This window comes from Sphingomonas sp. Leaf32, assembly GCF_001421765.1.
Classification (GTDB): Bacteria; Pseudomonadota; Alphaproteobacteria; order Sphingomonadales; family Sphingomonadaceae; genus Sphingomonas.
This window is the reverse complement of the sequence record NZ_LMLA01000004.1, coordinates 80,947-103,529: the sequence shown is the minus strand read 5'-3', so window position 1 is coordinate 103,529 and position 22,583 is coordinate 80,947. Positions and strand designations below refer to the sequence as shown.

Sequence of the window (22,583 nt, the reverse complement as noted above, 5' to 3'; positions counted from 1 at the left end):
CAGCCAGCTCGGGTCCTGGAACGTATCCCACTCGTTGCGCACGAATTCTCCTCCCGAACGCCATGCGTCCAGCTTGATCTGCAGGGGTTCTGGCGGTTCGACCGCACGGATGGCCTGCCAGAACGGCTCGGTCCGGCCATTGGCAAGGTAATGGAGGAACAGGAAGTCGCGCAGCCGTTCGAACTCCAGCACCGATTGCCGGTTATAGGTGGCGGCAAGGCGCGGGTCGCAGTCCCGGTCGGGAAACAGCGCGACGAAGCGTTCGAGGCCGGACTGGATCAGCGAGATGCTGGTCGATTCCAGCGGTTCGAGAAAGCCCGAGGCCAGCCCCAAGCCGACGACATTGCCGCTCCAGAACCGCTCGCGGTGCCCGGTGACGAAGCGCAGCCGGTTGGGACCGGCCAGCGGTTCACCCTCGATCGAGGCGAGCAGCGCGTCTTCGGCATCGCCGTCCGACTGGAAATCACTACAATAGACCGATCCGTTGCCGATGCGGTGGCGCAAGGGGATGCGCCATTGCCACCCTGCCGTGCGCGCGGTGGCGACGGTATAGGGGACCGGATCGCCCGGCGCGGCACGACACGGGATCGCCACCGCCCGGTCGCACGGCAGCCAGTGCCGCCAGTCGACATAGGGCACGCCCAGCGCCTCGCCCAGCAACAGGCTGCGAAAGCCGGAAGCGTCGATCCACAGGTCGCCGGCGATCTGACGCCCGTCGTCCAGCGTGACATGGGTGACATGGCCGCGCGCCGGATCGGTCGTCACCTGCTCGATCCGCCCGTCGACATGCGCGACGCGGTTGGCGAGCGCGAGGCGGCGCAGCAGCGCGGCGAACTTCGCCGCGTCGAAATGCAGCGCGAAGTTGAACACGCCTAGGTCATTGGCCGGATGGTCGGCCGGCGGCAGGAACAGGCCGCCCCGCGCCAGCTGGGTCGCGAGGCAATAGTCGCCGATCGGCCCGGCGCGGCCCGCCGCGTTCAGTTTCAGCCAGTATTGGTGGAAGGCGACGCCCCCCGCCCCGACGCCGTACAGGCCAAACGGGTGGAAGAAACGGTGGTCGTCCCCGCCCCAGCCATCGAAGCGGATGCCGTATTTGATCGTGCCGCCGGTTTCGCGCAGCACATCGGGTTCGCCCAGCTCGATCGCCGACAGGAAATCGCGGATCGCGGGCACCGTCGCCTCGCCCACCCCGACCGTGCCGATCGCGGCGCTGTCGACGACGGTGATCGACAGGTTCAGATGGGTCAGCCGCCGCGCCAGATAGGTCGCCGCCATCCACCCGGCGGTGCCGCCGCCGACGATGACGATCGAGCGGACCGGTTCGTGTGGCATGGTCGGTTTCCCCTTCGATCCGATGGTCCCTTGATACGCCAATTCCGTTCGTCCTGAGTAGCTGTTGAGCTTGTCGAAACAGCGTATCGAAGGACCGTTTGAGGCAGGTGCTTCGATACCGTAACAGGTAAACCATGCCCCGCATGGTTTAGGATCGTCCGGGGGACGATCCGACCTGTTACGCTTCGACTTCGCTCAGCCCCTACTCAGCACGAACGGTCTGGTATTTCTCGCGCATCCCGCATCCGTTCGTGCAACTGTCCTACCCCCATATCGTCACCCCAGCCTGCGCTGGGGTGACGTGGGAGGGTAGGTGCTGCCACCCGGCCATGGCGACATGTCGACAATCCGACACGTCGCCACCGGGTCATCAGAACTTCGCCCGCACGCCGGCGATGAAGCGGCGTTCGTAGATGTTCTCGTTGAACACCTGGTCCTGCCACGTGAGGTAATAGCGTTCGGTCTCCCCGGTCAGGTTCGATGCCTGGCCATAGATGCTGAACTGCGGCGTCACGTCGTAGCTGATCGACGCGTCGAGATAGCTGGTCGGCTCCTGATACTGGGCGAGGCCCTGGATGCCGCCATAGTTGGACGAGGCGAGCCGCTTCGAACGGAAGTTATAGGCGACGCGCGCCTGCAATCCGTATTTCTCGAACCACAGGGCGGCGTTGACCTGATGCTTGCTGTTGTCCTGGAACGGCATCTTGTTGCCGGCCAGGTCGACCTGCCCCGCATCGCCCAGCGACAACGTGTAGTTGGCATCGACGCCGAACCCGCCGAGCAGGCCGTTCACGCCGTAATCGGCCAGCGACTGGCGCGCCGACGCCTCGATGCCCTTCAGCGTGCCGCCCTCGCCCTGCGCCAGCGTGTTGGTGATGACCGGACGCCGGATCACGCCGTCATTGTCGGGGATGTCGTTGCGGGTCTCGGTCGTCGTCGTGATGAAGCTGTCGACCGAGATATAGAAGGCGCCGACCGCCACCAGGCTGGAGCGCCCGGTATAATATTCGAGGCTCGCCTCGGCATTGGTCGCACGCCACGGGTTCAGGTTCGGGTTGCCGCGCGAATCCGCGGTCCGCGCCTCGAACCGGGCCGGGTTCACCTGCGTGTTGATCGCGTAATTGACGTTCAGACCGCCGCCCCATTGCAGGAAGTCGAGGACCGTCATCGTCTTCGAGAAGGCGGCGCGCGCCCGCAGCTTGTCGGTCACGTCGAACGCGACGTTGAACGCGGGCAGGAAGTCGGTGAACTCGCGCTTGGTCACGACGTCACCGGCATCGACCCCCGACACGCCGTAAGGCTGCGGCGCGCCGACGATGTTCTGGCGCACGTTCAGGCGGGTGTTGACCACCTGCAACCCGCCATTGGCGCGGAACGGCATCCCGAACAGCTCGCCCTCGCCCGACACCTGGCCATAGCCCGAAATCTGGCGGACGTTGACCGTGAAGCTGTCGGCCGGGTTCACCAGATTCTGGCTGCCCGGATAGAATTTGTTCTGCCACGCCTCGCTGTCGTCCATCGCATGCGGGTCGAGCGCATAGAGCGCGGGCGTACCGCCGGCGGGCAGCGCATATTGCTTGATGAGGCCGGCAAAGACCGGGTCATTCGCCTGCCGGGTATAGCCTGCGGTATAGGCATTGCCCTGCGCATCGCGCACTGCGCACTTGTTGTCGTTCAGGTTGACGTCGAACGCCTTCCACTTGACCAGGCAGCCGCCCGCCGGATTGGCGGCATTGTCGCGGTTGCCGGCATAGAAGGGCGATACCCGGTCGAAGGTGAACTGGTCGACGCTGCGTTCGCCATAGCGGCCGCCGAACGACAGCTTCACGCCGTTTTCGGCGGTATATTCGCCATCGGCGCGCACCGCCCACAGGTCGCCATTCTGATACTGGTTGCCCTCCGACGAAATCGTCTTCAGGCCATAGCGCGACGGATCGGATGCCTGCGCCAGGAAGGCGGGCGAGAAGCCGAACACCGGCGCGCCGCTCGAATAGTCGACGGTCGCGGTCTGGCTGTAGATCTGGTAGCCGGTCGGATTGAACTGGCGATCGCCGCCGACCGATGCCGGATAGTTGCCGACGCCGTTATACGCCCATTGCGTGCCGTTGGTCAGGCTGAACTGGGTATAGGCCTGGTCGCGCTTGCGCGATGCCTTGCCATAGATGCCGCGGATCGTGCCCTTGAACTGGTCGCTCGGCTGCCAGTCGAGCTGGACATTATAATTCTGCGACTCGCTCTTGGTGCGGAAGGTTTCCGAATAGCTGTCGAAGCTGGGCAGGCTGTAGGTGTATTGCTGCACCGTGTTGACGTTGTAGCCGTTCACCACCGCGCCGGTATCGCGCGACTTGGTCGGCAGGAACGGCGACGACAGCCAGTCGACATTCTGGAACTGGAACCCGGCGGTACGGTCATACTGCGTCTGGCGGGTATAGAAGCCGTCGGCGGTCAGCTTCAGCGCGTCGTTGATCTCGAACTGGAGCGAAGCGTTGGCACCGAAGCGTTCGCGGTTGGTGATGCGGTTCCACGCGGTGTGCGACTGCGGCGTGATGAACGCGTCGTTGGCGTCGCCGTCGCCGTTCACGTCATAACCGATGATCGTGCCCGCGCCGTTGCGCACCGCGCGGCCCCGGCTGACGCCGTTGTTGCCGGTCGCGAACGCGCCCTGGTTGGTGGCGCTGCCGGCTTCGGTGTTGAGCGCGACGCCGTAATCCTGCAGCCCACGGAAGCTGTTGCCGAGCGTCAGGTCGCTATAGGCCGCCGACACCAGCACGCCGAAGCGTTCGCCATGATAGGCGACCAGGCCGTTGGCCGACGGGCTCCACTTCTCGGTCTTGTCGCCATATTGCCCTTCGGCGGCTGCCGACAGGGTCAGGCCACGCTTCAGGTCCATCGGCCGGCGGGTCAGCAGGTCGACGGTGCCCGACAGGCCGGCCTGTTGCAGCGAGGCGGTCGGCGACTTGAACACGGTCGCGCCCGAGAACAGCTGCGACGGGATGTCGGTGAAGTTCGGCTGCACCGTCGTCACCGAATTGGCGCCGAGGAACTGTTCGCCGTTCATCAGGGTCGTGACCTGCGGCAGGCCACGGATGTTGACCGCGCCGCCCTCACCCGCTTCGCGGCGGATCTGCACGCCGGGGATGCGTTGCAGCGAGTCGGAAATGGTGACGTCGGGCAGCTTGCCGATGTCCTGCGCGCTGATCGCCTCGACCACGCTGTCGGCGTTGCGCTTGATTTCGACCGAGCGCGCCTGCGACGCGCGGATGCCGGTGACGACGATGTCGTCGGCCGGGGCCTCCGTCTGATCGGCGGTGGCGGGCGGGCCGGCCGGATCGGTCTGTGCCAGCGCCGGTGCGGCAAGCCCCAGCACGGACACTGCCCCGAGCAGCATCGAACGAACGATCGACGACGAACCGTAACGCATGAAAACCTCCCCATGCTGCGGCGACACGACATGGTGCTCCGCTTCTAATTAGAAAAATTGATATTAAATTAGGTCCAGCGTTGTCAAACGATCAATCGCTCCGCGGCGAAGTTTTTGACGACGATTACATGGCCGTACTTGCTCGGGCATCGGATGGGTGTCGACAGTCAGCTACTCCCGGTGTCGTTCCTGATCGACTCCTCCAGCCTCCCCGTCACCCCGGAACACGTCCCGGATGACGAAAGACCGGTGCATGTCGATCCGGCTTGGTATCCGACAACTTGACCTGTCGGCATGTCGACACGTAGAAGCGCCGACATGCCGACAATCGCCATCATCTCCCAGAAGGGCGGCGCGGGAAAGACCACGCTCGCGCTGCATCTTGCCGCCGCGGCCCAGGCGTCGGGCCGGGTCGCGCTGGTCATCGATACCGATCCGCAGGCCACCGCCAGCCAATGGGCGGCGTGGCGGCAGGAGGCCCCGCCCGAAGTGATCGACAGCCCCCCGCCCCGCCTGGCCGCCAAGATCGCGGCGGCAAAGGAACAGGGTGCGGAGGTGATCGTGATCGACACCCCGCCGCACGCCGACAGCGCGGCGCGCGCGGCGGTGGAGGCGGCGGACCTCGTGCTGATCCCGTGCCGGCCCAGCGCCTTCGACCTGTCGGCGATCCAGACGACGGCCAAGCTGGTGCAGCTGCTGCGCCGCCCGGCCTTCGTCGTGTTCACCGCTGGCCCGCCCAACGCGCCGCGCATCTATCAGGAGGCGGGTGAGCTGGTCGACAGCTTCGGCACGCCGCCCTGCCCCGTGCTGCTGCCCGATCGCGCCGCGTATCGCCATGCCAGCGCCGAGGGCCGCACCGTCATGGAAAGCGAACCCGCCGGCAAGGCCGCCGAGGAGGTTCGCGAACTCTACAAGTGGACATGTCGACAGCTCGACATGCCTGTTCCCCGCTTCAAAAAGGTCGCGTCATGAGCCGCAAGCCGTCCTTCGCCAATCTGCGCGACCGCAGCGCACCCGCCGCCCCTGCCCCCGCGCCGGCAAAAGCCGCAGCAGCGACGCCGGCCGCCGAAACCGAGGCAAAGGGTCCGGCAAGCCGGCAGGGCCGCAAGCAGATCGCCGGCTTCTTCACCCCCGACATGTCGCTGGCGATGCACATGCTCGCGCGGCGGCAGGACCGCAGCCTGCAGGCGCTGATGGCGGAGGCGTTCAACGATGTCCTTCGAAAATATGGGGAAAGCCCCATCGGCGATTGATTGTCGATCTGTCGATTTGTCGACCTGTCGACACACTATGCGGTGGTGCGGCATATTTTGTCGGTGAACCACCGGTTCAGATGAACAAAAGTTAATGTCCGGCATGGACAATCCGGCCGCCGGATTGCAAGAAACCGGCATGGACGTCTCCCGCGAACTTCTCGCCTATGCCATTATCGGCCTCGTGCTGCTGATCGGCGGGCCGGCGCTCGGCGTCATGCTGCACCGCCGCAAACGCCGCAAGCTGCGCCAGCGCGGGATCAAGCGCTACGGCCACTGACGCGCGTTCGGCGCGCTGTCGTTCCGTCGCATCGGACCCAGACGTCCTGCCAGCGAAGGCTGGGATTTCCCGGTTGCAGCACGGGACAGCCGCCGCCCGCGCCGGCCCCCTTTCCTACATCGCGATACCCTGACAGGCTCGCCCCACGCTCTGTCCCATCGTCGACGCCCACCATGCTCCCCGCGCGCCCTGCTGCAAATAGCGTGCGAGAGTGAACTTAGTGACCTTTGGCGGTTTTCCGCCGGTTTTCGGGTAAGCATCAGCCGCTCCGAACATCCCCAGCCCGTACCCCGGCGAAGGCCGGGGCCCAGTTGGGGGACGTTGGCGAGATGCGGATAGGCTTTCCCAACTGGACCCCGGCCTTCGCCGGGGTACGGCGCATGGTAAGTCTGCCCACAGGCCCCGACCCGATCCGCCCTACCCGACCGCCGCGAAATAATGATTGCCGCCACTGTCTTCGTACCCCTCGACCAACCGCAGCCCGGCCTTCTGCAGCAGCACGCGATATCCCGCCTCGCCCAGCGATTGTGACTCCCGCCCGGTCAGCGTGTCGGTCCAGCGACAGGCGACCGACGGCGCACTGAACAGGAACCGACCACCCGGTTGCAGCACCTGCGCGACCCGGCCGATCACCACTGCCTGCGTCGCGGGCGGCAGCAGGAACAGCAGCCCGATCGCCACCGCGCCATCGAAGCGCCGCCCGAAATAGCCACTCGCCTCCGCTGTCTCGCACGCCGCCGGTGCATGGGGCAGGGCGCGGCGGAACGCGGCGAGCAGGGTAGGCGAGGGGTCGATCCCCGACACCGCGAACCCCGCCCCGGCCAGCGCCAGCGCGACCGGCCGTCCGCTGCCGCACCCGATATCGACGACGCTGCCCCCCGGTGGCAGGTCCGCCGCCCAGCGGCGCACAACGTCCGCGCCGATATCGCTGCGGATCGTGGCGAACTGCCCGGCGATCGCCTCCCAGCCTCGTGTCACATCCGTCATCGATGATCCGACAGGTAGAGGTGTCGACATGTCGGGCGGTCCAATCTGTCCTGCCATAGAGGCGAAGTCCTGCTATCCGACAGCAACCCGTACCCCGGTGAGGGCCGGGGTCCAGTTGGCGAACGGCGGCGACATGCGGAACGGCTTTCCCAGCTGTACCCCGGCCTTCGCCGGGGTACGCTATGGCTGCGGTCCCGCCGCCCGCTATTATTGATGTCGATCCCTCTACCTGTCGACATGTCGATCATGCCGGCACCGTCAGCCGGAACCGCGTTTCCCCCGTATCGAGCAGCGCCAGCTCCCCGCCATGCGCCCGGGCGATGCGGCGGGCCAGCGTCAGGCCGATGCCTGACCCGCCGGGCTTGTCGGTGTGGAAGGCGCGAAAGATACGGGCGCGGTCGGCGGCGGCGATGCCGGGGCCGCTGTCGGCGACCTCGATCGTTAACCGCTCGCCGCCCGCGATCGACAGCGTGACACGCGCCGGGGCGGGGGCGGTGCGGGCCGCCTCGGCACCGTTCTGCAGCAAGGCCCAGACCGCCTGAACGACCTGCGCCCGGTCGATAGTCGCCACGCCCTCTGCCGCTACCGCCAGCGTCACGCCCGTGCCGAAGCGCCCCCGGAACAGCCGCGCCAGATCGTCGGCTAGCGCGTCCAGCGCGACCGGCGCCACCATCGGATCGGGCAGCCGGGCCAGTTCGCGATAGGCGCGGGTGAAGCCCTCCAGCCCCTCGGCCCGGCGGGCGAGGGTGGCGAGGATGTCGCCCAGCATCGCGTCGCCCTGCTGCGCGGCGGTCACCGCGCTGTCGGCCAGCGACACGATCGGCGACAGGCCGTTCAGCAGTTCGTGGCCGAGAATGTCGATCATCTCGTCCTGCGCCCGCTCCTGCGCGGCATGTTCCTCGGCATCGACATCGATCAGCGCGGCGAGGCGGTGGGCGCTGCCCAGCGCCACCGAATCGATCCGCCAGCGCCGCCCGGCGTGGCGCAGGTGGCGCGCGGCCGGATCGGTCAGCGCGGGCGGCGGCGCAGGGATGCGGTCGTCGGCGACGAACAGCGCACGGGCCGCGCGATTGATCGCGCGGACCTGTTCCCCCTCGATCCGCAGCAGCGGGACCGGCACCTGGTCGAGCAGCGCGGCGATCGGCCCGTCGCTCCGCGCCGCCGGTGCCGGGGCAGGGGCGCCGCCGCGCCGCGCCGCGACCCAGCAGCCGAGCGTCAGCGCCCACGCGACCACGCCGCCCGTGCCGAGCAGCGTGCCCCACATCCCCGCCTGCGCGGCGGCCAGCGCGGCGGCCCCGCCGGCGGTGAGGGTGATGCCCGAACCAAGCGCGGCGAGGGTGCGACGGCGCTCGGGCGTCAGCATCGCGGGCCGCTTTCGTCGTGGGACGGCGGAATAAGCCGGTGACGGGCCATCGAGCGACAGGCCCGCCCAGCCTCCGCCGTACCCCCGCGCAGGCGGGGGTCCAGGGTCCCGAACGCAGGGGGTGCTGCTGGGCTCTGGATCCCCGCCTGCGCGGGGATACGGGGCGGGATCACCCTACAACCCATGGCGCGCCATCCGGCGATACAGCGCGCCCCGGCTCAGCCCCAGCGCCGCCGCCGCGTGGGACACGTTATGGCGATGTTCGTGCAGTGCCGCCTCGATCACCGCGCGTTCGTTCTCGTCGAGGTCGAAGCGGGCGGCGGGGCTTTCGGTCACTGCCACGACGGGATCGGGGGCGAGCAGTGCCGCATCGATCATGTCGCCCTCGCCCAGCAGGATCGCGCGCTCGACCGCTGCGCCGAGGCCTCGGACCTCGTCGGCCCATGGCCCCGACAGGATGCGCGCCTCCGCCGCCGGCGTGAAACGGGGTACCGGACGGCCATAGCGCACCGCCGCGATCCGGGCGAAATGGCGGGCGAGCAGCAGCGCATCGCCCGTCCGCATCGCCAGCGGCGGCACCGCGATCTCGACGGTGGCGATGCGGCGGGCGAGGGCGGGTAGGATGCCGCCCGCGCTGTCGGCAATGGCGATGCAGCGCGTCGCGGGCGGGATGCGCGCGAGCAGGCGGGCCTGCGCCACTTCCCCCAACCGGTCGGGATGGCGCAGCAGCAGGGACGCGGGACCGTCGAGCAGCCCCCACGCCGTATCGTCGCGCAGATCGATCACTGGCATCGCCATCGCCGCATGGGGCGAGGCGGCGTGGAGCGTGGCGGCGGTCAGCCCGCGTCCCGATCCGGGCGGGCCGGTGACGACCACCCCCGCCTCGGTCGGGCCGATCCGGCGGACCAGCGCGCGCAACCGTTCGATCGCCGGGCTGTCGCCGAGCAGCCGGGCGGGTTCTGCCGCGACAGAGCCGGTCACGGCCACCGCCCGCGGCGCGGCGGCGGCGGCGATGCGGGCGAGCAGGTCGGCGTTGCGCCACGGCTTCATGATAAAATCGCGCGCGCCGGCGCGCATCGCCTCCACCGCGATCCGCACCCCGCTATGCGCGGTGATGACGACCACCGCAGCTTGCCGGTCGTCCGCCAGGATGCGCGCGAGCAGCGCCAGCCCCTCCGCCCCGTCGGTGCGGTTCGCGGCATAGTTCATGTCGAGCAGGATCACGTCGTAGCGCGCGGCGGCAAGGCGCGACAATGCCTCTTCCGGACCGCACGCGCAGTCGATCCGGTGCCGGCCGAGCCGCAGCGCCAGCGCGATCGATTCGGCGACGCTGGCATTATCGTCGATCAGTAGCACCGACAGTCCGCTTGACGGCGCTGGCGACTGTCCATTTCCGGACAGGCTGTCCACGATCGGACGGTCACCCGGCGGACAGTCGGTGTAATATAGCGATATTTCAGGCACTTAGGATTTTCCGCCCCGATCGGTGACACTGGGTCCCATGATGACCGAAGCGACACAGGGCGCAAGCACCACCGAAACACCCCCCGGCGCGGCGATGGACAAGCGCATTGCGCGGCCGAAGCGTGCATGGTGGCAACGGCGCGTGACGTGGATCGTGGTCGCGGCCGTGCTGGCGGCGGTGGCGCTGTGGCGCTGGCTGCCCGCCGCCGGATCGACCGACATCGCCGCCAGCGCGATCGAGACGGGGGAGGTGACGCGGGGCGCGTTCGACGATTACCTGCCGGTGCGCGCCACCGTCGCGCCGCGGCTGACCACATTGGTCGGGGTGCTGGCAGGCGGGCAGGTCGAACAGCTGCTGGTGCAGGACGGGGCGATGGTCGCCGCCGGCCAACCGCTCGCCACGCTCGCCAATCCTGAACTGCGCCTCGATGTGCTGACCCGCGAGGCGGCGATCGCCAGCCAGCTGGGTAGCATCGCCGGCGAAGGGCTGGGGATCGAGCGCAGCCGGCTCGACCGGTCGGCACAGGTGTCGCAGGCGGAATATGACCTCATCAAGGCGCGGCGTGAACTGGCGATCCGCCAGCAGCTGTTCGACAAGGGCATCGTGACCGAGGCCGGCGTCGCGGGCTATCGCGCCGAGGCGGAGTATCAGGCGCGGCGCCTGGCACAGCTGCGCGCCGGCACCAGCACCGAGGCGCGCATTACCGCGACGCAGGGGCAGCGGCTTGCCGATACCCAGGCACGGTTGTCGGGGAACCTGGCGGCGGTGCGCGGCGGGCTGTCGGCGCTGACCATCCGTGCCCCGGCGGCCGGGCGGCTGACCAACTTCACGCTGCAACCCGGCCAGACGCTGAAACCCGGCGACCCGGCGGGGCAGGTCGACAGCGAAGGATCATGGAAGCTGACCGCCGATGTCGACGAATATTATCTCGGCCGGGTGGCCGTTGGGCAGAAGGCGCGCGCAGAGGGAGCGACCCTGACCGTCAGCAAGGTACTGCCCGCCGTGAAGGAAGGGCGGTTCCGGGTCGAGCTGACCTTCGACACCACGCCCGCCAATCTCAACCGGGGCCAGACCCTCGACATCCGCATCACGCTGGGCGCCGCGTCGAAGGCGGTGGTCGCACCCGTGGGCGGGTGGCTGGCGGCGGACAATGGCGCGTTCGCCTTCGTCGTCGATGCCGACGGCACCCATGCCACGCGCCGTCCGGTGAAGCTCGGCCGCCGCAATCCCGAAGCGGTCGAGATCCTGTCGGGCCTGAACCCCGGCGAGCGCATCGTCACCAGCAATTTGTCGTCCGTGAAGGGCGACGCGATCAACATCCGATAAGGGGAACGCCATGATTCGGCTAGAAAATATCCAGCGCCGCTATGTCTCCGACGAGGTGGAGACGACTGCGCTGACCGACATCAACCTCCATGTCGAAGCGGGTGAGTTCGTCGCGATCATGGGGCCGTCGGGCTGCGGCAAGTCGACCCTGCTCAATACGCTCGGCACCGTCGACCGCCCGACCGGGGGCAAATATCTGTTCGGGGCGCAGGACCTGGCGACGATGGGCGAGAGCGAGCTGGCCAAGTTCCGGGGATCGACGCTGGGCTTCGTGTTCCAGAGCTTCAACCTGATCGACGAACTGACCATCGAGGAGAATGTGGCGCTGGGCCTCGCCTATCGCGGCGATGCCGGGGATCGCAAGGGCCGGGTGGCGGCGGCGATGGACAAGGTCGGTATCGCGCATCGCGCCCGCCATTTCCCGCACCAATTGTCCGGCGGGCAGCAGCAGCGCGCCGCCATCGCCCGCGCGATCGTCGGCGATCCGAAACTGATCCTGGCGGACGAACCGACCGGCAACCTCGACACCGCCAATGGCGAGCAGGTGATGAACATCCTGATGGGCCTGAACGCCGAGGGCGCGACCATCGTGATGGTCACCCACTCGCCCGCGCACGCCGACATGGCGAAGCGGCGGATCGACATGCTCGACGGGCGCATCGTCGCCAACGCCATGCGGGCGATGTGATGAAGCCCCGGACCCATCCAATACCGTACCCCGGCGAAGGCCGGGGTCCAGTTACGGCGCGGTCGTTGCCTTGCACAGGCGTCCCCCAACTGGGCCCCGGCCTTCGCCGGGGTACGGCCTGAGATTTCAAAGGTCCTGCCCCGAACCGCGCGGCGGACCTCCCCCACTCCCTCCCAATCGGAAACCTCCCCATGAAACTCTTTCCCCTCGCCCTGCTCGCCACGCTCCTGCCGACCCCGGCCATGGCGCAGGACACGCGCAGCTTCGCCGCCGCCGGGTTCGACCGCATCGCCGTGCAGGGCTGCGACCATGTCGCGATCACCTTCGGCGCAGGCTTCGCCGTCCGGGCGCAGGGGCAGGCGGGGTCGCTGGCGGCGATCGGCGTCGCGGTGCGCGGCCGGGTGCTGACGTTGCTGCGTGCCAAGGGTAGTTGCGACAGCCGCGCGGGCAAGCCGGCCGCGACGATCACCGTTACCCTGCCACGGCTGCAGGCGATCGAGGCGAGCGGCACCGGATCGGTCCGCATCGCCGCGCTCAACAGCCCGACCTTCGCCGCCCGGATGAACGGCACCGGCAGCCTGACGATCGATGGCCTGCGTGTCGACCGCGCGGTCGTCACGATGTCGGGCACGGGCGCCGCGAAGCTGAACGGCGTGCAGGCCGGGCGGTTGTCGCTGGAGCTGGGCGGCACCGGCGCGATCACCGCCGCCGGCCGCGCCGACGCGCTGGCGATCGTGGCCAGCGGGACTGGACATGTCGACACGTCGACAATCACCGCCGCTGCGCTGTCGATCCGCGCCAGCGGCACCGGATCGGTCCGTGCCGCCGTCAACGGCCCGGCGGGGATCGACGCCAGTGGCATCGCGCGGGTGACCGTTACCGGGCGTCCAGCCTGTTCGGTCGCGAAAAGCGGCCTGGCCCGCGTCACCTGCGGCTGACACAGGAGCCACCACGATGAACCGCTTCGCGCTGCTGTCGCTCTATCGCTCGCTTGTGCGCCACAAGCTCTATGCCGCGCTCAATATCGGGGGGCTGGCGGTCGGGATCGCGGTGTTCCTGATCCTCGGCCTCTATGTCCGGTTCGAGACGAGCTATGAGAAATGGCTGCCGGACTATGACAAGGCCTATGTCGTGGAGACGGTGTGGAACCTGCCCGACAGCCCGATCAACGGCGCCTTCACCTATACGATGGGCGGGCTGATCGAGCAGATGCGCGAGGATTTTCCGGGTGTCGTCGGCACGCGGATCAATGGTGGAGGTAATGCCGGATCGATCCTAGCCGATGGGCGTGCGACGCAAGTCGATGCGGCACAGGTCGACGCCAATTTCTTCACGGTGTTCCCCCTGCCGCTGGTCGCGGGCGATCACGCGACCGCGCTGGCGCAACCGGGCAATGCCGCGATCGATGAGAAGACCGCACGCGCCTATTTCGGTGGGCGCGATCCGATCGGGCAGACCCTCGTCCTGTCGATGGACAAGGTGCGCACCTATCGCGTGGCCGCCGTGTTCCGCGACTTGCCCAAGAATACCGATCTGAAGCTGTCGGTACTGGTACCGCTCACGCGCGAGATGGGAACCGAGAACTGGTATCACTGGGGCAGCACGTCGCTCCAGACCTATCTGCGCTTCGACACGCCCGCCGCCGCGCGCGCGTTCGAAGGCAAGCTGACCGCGTTTGTCGACCGGCGCGGCAAGGAACTGGCCAGTATCGGCGAAAAACCGTCACAGACGCAGCAACTGCGACTGCTGCCACTCGCCGACCTGCACCTCGAACCGCAGGGGGGGGACAGCAGCAGCGCCAAGACGACCGTCATCACGCTGGGGCTGGTCGGCGTGCTGACGTTGCTGATCGCGGTGGTCAATTACATCAACCTCGCCACCGCCCGCGCCGGCCTGCGTGCCCGCGAAGTGGCAATGCGCAAGGTGCTGGGCGCCGATCGCGGCACATTGGTCCGCCAGTTCCTCGGCGAAGCGGTGCTGACCGTCGCCATCGCCGCTTTGGGCGGGCTGATCCTTGCCGAGCTGGGGCTGCCGCTGGTCAATGCGGCGGGTGGGCTATCGCTGACCATTCCCTACGAGTTGGTCGTGCCGGCGTTGGTGGTGCTGGCGGTGGTCGTCGGGGTATTGGCCGGGGTCTATCCGGCGATCCTGCTGTCACGCTTTCCCGCCGCCGCCGTGCTTGCCTCGGCCCGCTCGCCCGGCGGTGGGCGAGCAGGGACGCGCATCCGCGAACTGCTGGTGATCGGGCAGTTCGGTCTTGCCATCGCCTTCATGATCGGGACGGCGGTGCTGGTCGCGCAGACCCGCCATGTCCGCTCGACCGATGTCGGCTTCCGGCGCGACGCTTTGATCGTGCTCCAATCGACCGCGGATTCGGCAGTGCCCAAGGACCGGCTGCCCTCGATCCTGACCGCACTGCGCGCCCTGCCGCAGGTCAAGGACGTGACCGTCTCCAATGCGGCGGCCGGCGGCAGCGGCGACGTCAACAGCGACAATATGCCGTTGCCGGGCGTCGCCGGGCCGGGTCCATCGCTCAAATGGGAATTGGTCAGCCCGCGCTTCTTCGAAACCCATGGGACGCGGCGGCTGGCCGGGCGCTGGTTCGACGATGCCCATGGCGCGGATGATATTGCAGGCCGCGACCAGGCGAAGGGGATGAATATCGTCATCAACCGCCGCGCGCTGCCGACGCTGCGCTTCGCCAGCCCCGAGGAGGCGATCGGCAAGACGATCGGCGGCGGTCGTCCGCGCACGATCATCGGCGTGGTCGACGACATGCGCTTCGACACCCCGCGCAAGGCGCTGCCGCCGACCTATTATCTCTATTACCGCCTGCCCGAAAAGATCGGTACCTCGGTCACGACGATCCGGACGACTGGCGATCCGCGCACTGCAATGCAGGCGGTGCAGGCGCTGTGGCAGCGGATGATGCCGCAGGTGCCGTTCAACGCCAAGACCGCCGACCAGCGGCTCACCGACTTCTACGAGGCCGACGACCGCGCCACCCAGCTGTTCGGGATCGGGGCGGGCCTTGCGGTGCTGATCGGGTGCGTCGGGCTATGGGGCCTCGCCTCGTTCAACACCGCGCGGCGGACGCGGGAGATCGGCATCCGCAAGACGCTGGGCGCGTCGTCAGGGGATATCGTGAAGCTGCTGGTCGGGCAGTTCCTGCGTCCCGTGCTGATCGCGAACCTCGTCGCCTGGCCGCTGGCGTTCCTGGCGATGCGGACCTGGCTGGCCGGGTTCGAGGATGCGATCGCGCTATCGCCGCTGTTCTTTATCGGGGCCAGCGTGGTGGCAGTGGCGGTCGCGGTGCTGACCGTGCTGGGCCAGTCGCTGCGCGCAAGCCGGGCGGCCCCGGCCTGGGCGCTCAGGCGCGATTGACGGACGGGCGGGCGTGACCGGTGGTCACGCCGCTTCGTGCCGGTTGCCATCGTCATCGGCCGGCCTATCCTCGACAAAATGATCGAGACAATTCCTGTCGGATGCGGTGCTCGGACGGGCGGCCGCATGACTGCACCCGACGTATTGCGCAGCGACCTTGGCGAGCTCGGGAAAGGGCGTTCGCCCGCCTCGACAGTCGGATGATGGCGGACCCGGAAAACAGGGTCGGAGAGGGAGCGTCGGCCGGTGACGAAGGTCGCTCTCGCGAACCGCAAGACAGCATTCTCGACGCGCTCGATATGGCCGAAGTCGCAGACATCGACATCGAGTTCGCACGACCCGTCAGCCATCCGCGTCCGGCCGAGTTCGACTGACGTCATTCGGCGAACCGGCGACGTCCGTTCGTGGTTCGCAGGCGATGGTGTCGCCGCCGCTTCACAGCGGTTTTTCGCACCGTGGAACGACCGAAGGCATCCTCGTCGTCGTACATGCTTCCCGGCCCAACCACGACCCTGAAGACAGGTGATCCTACAGCACACCTTACGCAAGCTACGCTTGCCTGTTTCGGCGCAACTTCAGTGGCTTAGATAGCAGTCATAAGCTGTGACAACGTCTGACGTTTTGTCATACATTGTAATCACCCTGATATTATTGAACTTTTTTGTCCGACATTGTCAGACCATACTCTTTATGGCACTCGTTGTTTTCCATAACCACCTGTGCGGATATCCGTGCGAAAGCACGAGGTTCTAGCCGCTTGTGATGCTTCCTCCGGAGGTCCAATGTCAGCCCGTTCCAAGCGCTATACGTTTCGCCTCGATCAGTCACTTTTCGAACAGGTCGAGGCCACCGCAGAGCGGCTTGGCATTTCCCCCGCCGATGTTATGCGCAACGCTTTGGATGCCTGGTTTCGGGACGAGAAAAAGCGCAGCGCCAGCGATCTTCGGCACCTCCGCGTGACCGAATATATTCAGGTCGCCATGGATGCGATCATCCGCGAAAACCATCCCGAACTACGCGAGACGCTTGTCCTCGAAACCGATCGTCGCATGAAGATCCATCACATTTTGCCTTGATCAAAAATCGTCGGATCGAAGCCATCGTCTCCGAACCCTGAACGGCATAGCTGCAGGATATCGAACGTCAGGAATTACAGCAACGAAGGCACCAACCGATGAGCCAATATCGCAGCCAGGTCCGTGAGGTCATCAACCGCAATACGGTGATCTCGTTGGCGCTAGATCAGGGGTTCAACGCCTTCCTTCCGGTCTATGACGGCGGGGTCGATTTTATCCTCCATCGCGAGCGCGACGGGGTGCTGCGCAAGGTGCAACTGAAAGGCCGCTGGACCATCGATCGCAAGTATCTCGACCGGGATATCTGGATGGTGTTTCCGATGGCCGGCGAATGGTATCTGATGCCGCATGACGTCATGGTCGCGCAGGCCGAAGCCGAGGGTGTGACCAACACGGCGTCGTGGATCGCAGGCGGTGGTTATTCGAAGCCGAAACCCTCCGCGGCAACCATCACGGCATGCGCCGAATACCGCATGGGAGCGATCGAGAGGGTCGTCGACATCGCCGGTCATGAAGCCGAGCAGGCCGGCTAGATCGACGGAAGATCCTTCCCGGCTAGCGGATGTGTTCGACCTTCAGGTTCCGGACCCGCACCTTCTTCCACTCGCGATCGGCGGTGAGGGCGGGGATGCCTAGCTGCATCGCCAGCGCGAGGCAGGATCGGTCGCCGAGCCCGTGGCCAACTTCACGGGTCTGTACATGGAGCGCAGCGGCGGCATAGGCGGCATCGGTATCGTGCGCCCGAACGTCGAGCCGCAGCTCGCCTAGCAGTTCGCGGATGGTGGCCTCGTCCAAGCCGCTGAGCAGCAGTTCCTTGACCACCTCCTGAAGGTTGACCGCCGAAATCGCCGCACGGCCGATATGGGGTGCGACCTTGTCGGCGCCGGGTTCGTCACGGATCAGTGCGAGGACGGCGGATGCGTCAAGGACGGCGGACGTCATTGGGCATCGCCAAGATCAGCGACGGTCTCTGCCTTGCGGTCGGTCAGGAAGTCGTTGGTTGTCCGCGCCTGCCTGGCATGTTCGCGATACAGCGCCTGCGCCCGCGATACGCCATGTCCGATCGGGGACAGACGCACCTGATCGTCCTCGATGGTCAGGATGACCTTTGCGTCACCGTGCAGCCCCATTGCCTTGCGAACCGATGCCGGAAGAATCATCCGGCCATTACTGGCCACTTTGATATCTATAGTCTGTGTAGTCATGTCGCAATCTGTAAAATGATACATAATCGTTCAAATGACGAATAGACCATAATGACATATTTTGCAAAATGTCCTTTCAGTATCTTGTGCCAGTATGACGATGTTCATGAGGGTATACCCCGTATAAACAGTACGCTGGAACGCTGGTTACCGTCCGATCAGGGTCATTCGCAGTGAGCTTGAACACTTCCTGCAAAGGGTCTAGAGCCTGATCGAACAGAAAGGGGGTTCCGATGGCCTTGTTCGGCTATGCCCGCGTGTCGAGTGACGATCAGGACCTGACCCTTCAGGAAACCGCCCTGCGCGCGGCGGGGTGTCAGGCGATCCGGTCGGAAAAGAAATCCGCCACCGGCCGGACCGGGCGCAGCGAGTTGCAGGTGCTGCTCGACTTTCTGCGCGATGGCGACACGCTGGTCGTCACCCGGATCGATCGGCTCGCACGGTCGATGAAGGATCTGCAGGACATCGTGCACGAGCTGAAGGGGCGGGGCGTCGCGCTGAAGGCGACTGAACAGCCGATCGATACCGGCACGGCGGCGGGCAAGGCGTTTCTCGACATGCTGGGCGTGTTCGCCGAGTTCGAGACGAACCTGCGCCGCGAACGCCAGGCGGAGGGGATCGCGGCGGCCAAGGCGCGCGGCGTCTACAAGGGCGGCAAGCCGCGCATCGACCCGGAAGCGGTGCGGGCGCTGGCGGCGCAGGGCATCCGCCCGGCGCATATCGCCCGCGACCTGGGGATTTCGCGGGGCACGGTCTATCGGTTCCTGCCGCGGGCGGGGGGCGTGGAGGAATAGGATAAGCGAACCGTTCGTCCTGAGTAGTCGCTGAGCTTGTCGAAGCGACGTATCGAAGGACTGTGGAAGGTGCTTCGATACGAGCCTTCGACAAGCTCAGTCTCTACTCAGCACGAACGGTCCTGTTTCGATGCTATTTCGAACCGGTGATGCGGTCCTGCCCCGCCAACCGCACCGCATCCTCCCGCCCCTGCGCCGGCAGCGGCCCCGGGCGGCCGAGCAGATAGCCCTGCGCCTCGTCGCAGCCCTGTTCGCGCAGGAAGGCGAGTTGTTCGGGCGTCTCCACCCCTTCGGCCAGCACCGGGATGTTCAGGCTCTCGCCCAGCGTCAGCACCGCGCGGACGATCGCCGCCGATTGCGGTGCGCCGTTCAGTTCGGCCATGAACGACCGGTCGAGCTTGATCTTGTCGAACGGGAAGGCGCGCAGCGTTGACAGCGACGAATAGCCGGTGCCGAAATCGTCCATCGCCACCGTCACGCCGATCGCCTTCAACTGGCGCAGGATATGGAGCGTGCGGACCGGATCGGTAATCATCGCCGTCTCGGTAATCTCCAGCTCCAGTCGCGCGGGCGACAGGCCGGTGTCGAGCAGCACCTGCTGCACCAGACGCGGCAGGTCGACATGGCCAAGCTGTACCGGCGACAGATTGACCGCGATGCGATGCGGTTCGGCCCAGCGCGCCGCCGCCGCGCAGGCGGTACGCAACACCCATTCGCCGATGGCGAGAATCAGCCCGGACTGTTCCGCCAGCGGAATGAAGTGTGCCGGCGACACGCTGCTGCCATCCGCGCGGGTCCAGCGCAGCAGTGCCTCATAGCCGGTGATGGCGCCGGTCCCGACCGATTCCTGGACCTGCCAGTGCAGCGACAGTTCGTCGCGGTCGATCGCGGTGCGCAATTCCTCCACCATCCGCCGACGCAGCCGCACCGTCTTGTCCATTTCCTCTTCGTAGAAACAGGCATCGGTCGCGATCGACGCCTTGGCGCGGTACATCGCCAGATCGGCATTGTTGATGAGCGTCGACAATTCGCTGGCATCGCGCGGCCACAGCGCCACGCCGACGCTCATCCCGCAATTCGCCTCGGCCCCGTTTTGCTCCAGCATCACCGGGGCGGTGATCGCGTCGCGCAGCCGGTCGATCAGGGCGACGGCATCGTCGGGTTCGGCGACCGGCATCACCGCGACGAATTCGTCCCCGCCCAGACGCGCGACGAACTCGCCGGGCAGCAGCGCGGCCTTCATCCGTTCGCCGATGCGCGTCAGCATCTGGTCGCCCGCCGCATGGCCGTGCATGTCGTTGACTTCCTTGAACCGGTCGAGGTCGATCGACAGCAGCGCGACGGCGCGGTGCGCGCTGTCCGGGCCGGTCTGATGCGACAGCCATTCGAGGAAGGACGTGCGGTTGGGCAGCCCGGTCAGGCTGTCGTTGCGCGCCAGATGGGCGATGCGGCGTTCCTGTGCGATCCGCGCGCGCAGGTCGCGGATCGAATAGATGGTCTGCGGAATCGCGCGGCGCTGGTCGATCCGCATCGTGACCTCGACCGGAATCTCGCTGCCGTCCCGCGTGATCAACGTCAGCGGGGCGAGCCGGTCGGGCCGGGCGGCGGCGATGTCGGCGATCCAGCGCGCCAGCGGCTGTCCGACCATCGCTGCATCGTCGTCGACCAGCGCGGTGAAGGCGGCGTTGACCGCCGTCACGGCGTCGTCCTGCACGATCACCATGCCGTCGACATTGCCCTCCAGCAACTCGCGCAGCCGGCGGCGGGTGTCGGCGCGTGCCTGCGCATCGAGGATATAGGTGGCAAGGCCGGTACCCACGACCAGCGTGCCGACCCCGGCCACCGCGATCGCCATCACGATCGTCGCGGTGCTCGATCCCGTCTGGCCGATCCCGGGGGCAAAGGGGGTGACGACCATCGCCGCCATGCCGGTGAAATGCAGCAGCACGATGCTGGCGACCATCATGGCCGTCGCCCACCACGGTCCCGAACAGCGCCCGGTGGCCCGTGCTCGGTCGAACGCCAGCGCCCCCAGTCCCAGCGCGAACAGCACCGATGCCGCGACATAGCCGTGCGACCAGCGCACCATGCCGTGCGCGACGAACGCCTGCATCCCCACATAATGCATTACGCTGACCGTCAGCCCGAACAGCGCGCCGCCCAGCGCGGCCGACGGACGCCAGCGGCGGGTGGTCAGATGCAGCGCGCCGGCGCTGCCGAAGATGGCGAGCAGCAGCGATATTCCGGTCAAATGCGGTTCGTAGGCGACCTCGACCCCCGGCTGATAGGCGATCATTGCGATAAAATGGGTGCACCAGATTGTGGCACCGGTTGCCGCTCCTCCCAGGAACACCCACGCCATGCGCGTGCCGCGTTCGGCGTGGCGGATGCGGTCGAGCAGCCGGATGGTAATCAACGACCCGACAAGACAAAACCACGCGGCCAGACCGACCAGCGCCAGATTATGGTCTTCGGTCAGGCAGGTGAGGAAACGCATATGCCGGACTCCGTTCCTCCGGCCGTTACGATTGCGTTTCTAAAAGAAATGTTATTTTCGAACGATAGCAATATCAGTGGTACGATATGGTACGAAGCCGGAATGTCGCGGAACTTTTCCGGCCGGCGTACCGCGCCGCAACATGAACCTGCTTGGTTCGGGCTTAAAAGGCTTGTTGACGGCCTGTTCCAGCGGCTAGGCGGGACATTGCGCGGCAGCGGGCCGGGTGGACGAAGGATAATCCATGAAGATCGCGGTTTTTGGCCTCGGCTATGTCGGTATGTCGAACGCGGTGCTTCTGGCGCAGCATAACGAAGTCGTCGCCGTCGACATTTCGCAAGAGCGCGTCGCGCTGGTCAATGATCGCAAGTCGCCGATCATCGATGCCGAGCTGGAACGGTTCCTTGACGAACGCACGCTGAACCTGACCGCGACGACCGATGCCGCCGCTGCGCTCACCGGTGCCGATTACGTCATCGTCGCGACCCCGACCAACTACGATGTCGAAACCGACAAGTTCAACACCGGGTCGGTCGAGGCGGTGATCGCCCGCGCGACGGCGGTGGCCCCGCAGGCGACGATCGTCATCAAGTCGACCATCCCTGTCGGCTTCGTCGACGATGTGCGTGCACGGCTGAACGCGCCGGGCGTGGTGTTCAGCCCCGAATTCTTGCGCGAAGGTCGCGCGCTGTACGACAATCTCCACCCGTCGCGGATCATCGTCGGCGAACGCTCGGAGCGCGCGTGCATCTTTGCCGACCTGCTGCTGCAGGGGGCAGAGAAGAAGGACGTGGCCGTCCTGTTCACCGACACGCGCGAGGCGGAGGCGATCAAGCTGTTCGCCAACACCTATCTCGCGATGCGCGTCGCCTTCTTCAACGAACTCGACAGCTATGCCATCGCCGGCGACATGGACACCCGCCAGATCATCGAGGGCGTCGGCCTCGATCCGCGCGTGGGGATGCACTACAACAATCCCAGCTTCGGCTATGGCGGCTATTGCCTGCCCAAGGATACCAAGCAGCTGCTGGCGAACTATTCCGAGGTGCCGCAGAACCTGATCCGCGCGATCGTCGATGCGAACCGCACCCGCAAGGATTTCCTGGCCGACCAGATCATCGCCCGCCGCCCGAAGCGGGTCGGCGTCTATCGCCTGACGATGAAGGCCGGGTCGGACAATTTCCGCCAGTCGTCGATCCAGGGGATCATGAAGCGGGTGAAGGCCAAGGGGATCGAGGTCGTCGTGTACGAACCGAGCCTCGACGATGACCTGTTCTTCGGGTCGCGGGTCGTCAAGGACCTCGACACGTTCAAGGCCGATTGCGACGTCGTCATCGCCAACCGCGCGGCGCCGGAGCTGGCCGACATCGGCGACAAGCTGTTTACCCGGGACATTTTCGGGTCGGACTGACGATAGGCGCTGCGTCGGGTTTCGGGCGGATCGATGCTGACACTTCCTTCGTCACCCCGGACCGGTTCCGGGGTCTACCGCGCGGCGATCGATGCGGCTTG

At 66.6% G+C, this 22,583-nt stretch carries 20 protein-coding genes; 12 read left to right on the top strand and 8 right to left on the bottom strand.

Annotation, left to right across the window (positions count from 1 at the left end; all coding sequences use genetic code 11):
• Together ASE83_RS07120 and ASE83_RS07115 are read right to left on the bottom strand one after the other, a co-directional pair.
• Window positions 1-1,332 (bottom strand): tryptophan halogenase family protein (locus tag ASE83_RS07120; RefSeq protein ID WP_156352849.1); only part of this gene is annotated, 1,332 nt, incomplete at its 3' end.
• Between the two features lie 370 nt (window positions 1,333-1,702).
• Window positions 1,703-4,753 (bottom strand): TonB-dependent receptor, encoded by a 3,051-nt coding sequence (locus ASE83_RS07115; RefSeq protein WP_055785885.1) that lies wholly within the window; start codon window positions 4,751-4,753, stop codon window positions 1,703-1,705.
• A gap of 318 nt (window positions 4,754-5,071) precedes the next feature.
• Here ASE83_RS07115 and parA point away from each other — a divergent pair, with 318 nt between their 5' ends.
• The 3 genes from parA to ASE83_RS18455 all read left to right on the top strand — a co-directional run bounded on the left by parA (window position 5,072) and on the right by ASE83_RS18455 (window position 6,286).
• Window positions 5,072-5,725, top strand: coding sequence for a ParA family partition ATPase (gene parA / locus ASE83_RS07110; protein ID WP_055785882.1), 654 nt, complete (start codon window positions 5,072-5,074; stop codon window positions 5,723-5,725).
• The gene (locus tag ASE83_RS07105; protein WP_055785880.1) at window positions 5,722-6,006 is read left to right on the top strand and encodes a ribbon-helix-helix domain-containing protein; all 285 of its coding nucleotides are present in this window, start codon (window positions 5,722-5,724) and stop codon (window positions 6,004-6,006) included. Before parA ends, ASE83_RS07105 begins: the two co-directional genes overlap by 4 nt.
• Window positions 6,007-6,100: 94 nt before the next feature.
• Window positions 6,101-6,286, top strand: a complete 186-nt coding sequence (locus tag ASE83_RS18455; RefSeq protein ID WP_055785877.1) for a hypothetical protein — start codon at window positions 6,101-6,103, stop codon at window positions 6,284-6,286.
• A 417-nt stretch (window positions 6,287-6,703) separates the two neighbouring features.
• Here ASE83_RS18455 and ASE83_RS07100 read toward each other — a convergent pair whose 3' ends face one another.
• From ASE83_RS07100 to ASE83_RS07090, 3 genes are all read right to left on the bottom strand, one after another.
• On the bottom strand, window positions 6,704-7,273 hold the full coding sequence (locus ASE83_RS07100; RefSeq protein WP_055785874.1) for a class I SAM-dependent methyltransferase: 570 nt from the start codon (window positions 7,271-7,273) through the stop codon (window positions 6,704-6,706).
• Window positions 7,274-7,517: 244 nt separating this feature from the next.
• Window positions 7,518-8,636 carry a sensor histidine kinase gene (locus ASE83_RS07095; protein ID WP_055785871.1) on the bottom strand — a complete coding sequence of 373 codons (1,119 nt, stop codon included), beginning with the start codon at window positions 8,634-8,636 and terminating at the stop codon, window positions 7,518-7,520.
• Between the two features lie 174 nt (window positions 8,637-8,810).
• Complete coding sequence (locus ASE83_RS07090) at window positions 8,811-9,992, bottom strand: sigma-54-dependent transcriptional regulator (RefSeq protein WP_235513142.1); 1,182 nt, start codon at window positions 9,990-9,992, stop codon at window positions 8,811-8,813.
• 148 nt (window positions 9,993-10,140) lie between these two features.
• On the opposite strand from ASE83_RS07090, the gene ASE83_RS07085 reads away from it, so the two are divergent.
• The 7 genes from ASE83_RS07085 (at window position 10,141) to ASE83_RS07060 (ending at window position 17,108) form a co-directional block, all read left to right on the top strand.
• Window positions 10,141-11,427: an efflux RND transporter periplasmic adaptor subunit gene (locus ASE83_RS07085; RefSeq protein ID WP_235515976.1), complete on the top strand. Its 1,287-nt coding sequence runs from the start codon at window positions 10,141-10,143 to the stop codon at window positions 11,425-11,427.
• 10 nt (window positions 11,428-11,437) lie between these two features.
• Window positions 11,438-12,115: an ABC transporter ATP-binding protein gene (locus ASE83_RS07080; protein ID WP_055785868.1), complete on the top strand. Its 678-nt coding sequence runs from the start codon at window positions 11,438-11,440 to the stop codon at window positions 12,113-12,115.
• A gap of 191 nt (window positions 12,116-12,306) precedes the next feature.
• Window positions 12,307-13,053 carry a GIN domain-containing protein gene (locus tag ASE83_RS07075; RefSeq protein WP_055785865.1) on the top strand — a complete coding sequence of 249 codons (747 nt, stop codon included), beginning with the start codon at window positions 12,307-12,309 and terminating at the stop codon, window positions 13,051-13,053.
• Between the two features lie 16 nt (window positions 13,054-13,069).
• Window positions 13,070-15,499, top strand: coding sequence for an ABC transporter permease (locus ASE83_RS07070; protein WP_055785862.1), 2,430 nt, complete (start codon window positions 13,070-13,072; stop codon window positions 15,497-15,499).
• A gap of 200 nt (window positions 15,500-15,699) precedes the next feature.
• A complete protein-coding gene (locus ASE83_RS18450) occupies window positions 15,700-15,873 on the top strand; it encodes a hypothetical protein (protein WP_156352846.1) in 174 nt (57 codons plus the stop codon).
• A 408-nt stretch (window positions 15,874-16,281) separates the two neighbouring features.
• A complete protein-coding gene (locus tag ASE83_RS07065) occupies window positions 16,282-16,575 on the top strand; it encodes a hypothetical protein (protein WP_055899572.1) in 294 nt (97 codons plus the stop codon).
• Window positions 16,576-16,673: 98 nt separating this feature from the next.
• Entirely contained in the window at window positions 16,674-17,108 is a 435-nt protein-coding gene (locus ASE83_RS07060) for a hypothetical protein (protein ID WP_055785856.1), read from the top strand.
• A 22-nt stretch (window positions 17,109-17,130) separates the two neighbouring features.
• On the opposite strand, the gene ASE83_RS07055 is transcribed toward ASE83_RS07060, so the two are convergent.
• Both ASE83_RS07055 and ASE83_RS07050 read right to left on the bottom strand, forming a co-directional pair.
• On the bottom strand, window positions 17,131-17,517 hold the full coding sequence (locus ASE83_RS07055; protein WP_055785853.1) for a type II toxin-antitoxin system VapC family toxin: 387 nt from the start codon (window positions 17,515-17,517) through the stop codon (window positions 17,131-17,133).
• The gene (locus ASE83_RS07050; RefSeq protein ID WP_235513137.1) at window positions 17,514-17,804 is read right to left on the bottom strand and encodes an AbrB/MazE/SpoVT family DNA-binding domain-containing protein; all 291 of its coding nucleotides are present in this window, start codon (window positions 17,802-17,804) and stop codon (window positions 17,514-17,516) included. The genes ASE83_RS07055 and ASE83_RS07050 overlap by 4 nt, the downstream gene beginning before the upstream one ends.
• A gap of 209 nt (window positions 17,805-18,013) precedes the next feature.
• Between ASE83_RS07050 and ASE83_RS07045 the strand changes: the two genes are divergently transcribed.
• Window positions 18,014-18,574, top strand: coding sequence for a recombinase family protein (locus tag ASE83_RS07045; RefSeq protein WP_055785847.1), 561 nt, complete (start codon window positions 18,014-18,016; stop codon window positions 18,572-18,574).
• A gap of 133 nt (window positions 18,575-18,707) precedes the next feature.
• Here ASE83_RS07045 and ASE83_RS07040 read toward each other — a convergent pair whose 3' ends face one another.
• Window positions 18,708-21,071 (bottom strand): bifunctional diguanylate cyclase/phosphodiesterase, encoded by a 2,364-nt coding sequence (locus ASE83_RS07040; protein WP_082443178.1) that lies wholly within the window; start codon window positions 21,069-21,071, stop codon window positions 18,708-18,710.
• Window positions 21,072-21,315: 244 nt separating this feature from the next.
• Here ASE83_RS07040 and ASE83_RS07035 point away from each other — a divergent pair, with 244 nt between their 5' ends.
• Entirely contained in the window at window positions 21,316-22,482 is a 1,167-nt protein-coding gene (locus tag ASE83_RS07035) for a nucleotide sugar dehydrogenase (protein ID WP_055785844.1), read from the top strand.
• Window positions 22,483-22,583: the final 101 nt, after the last annotated feature.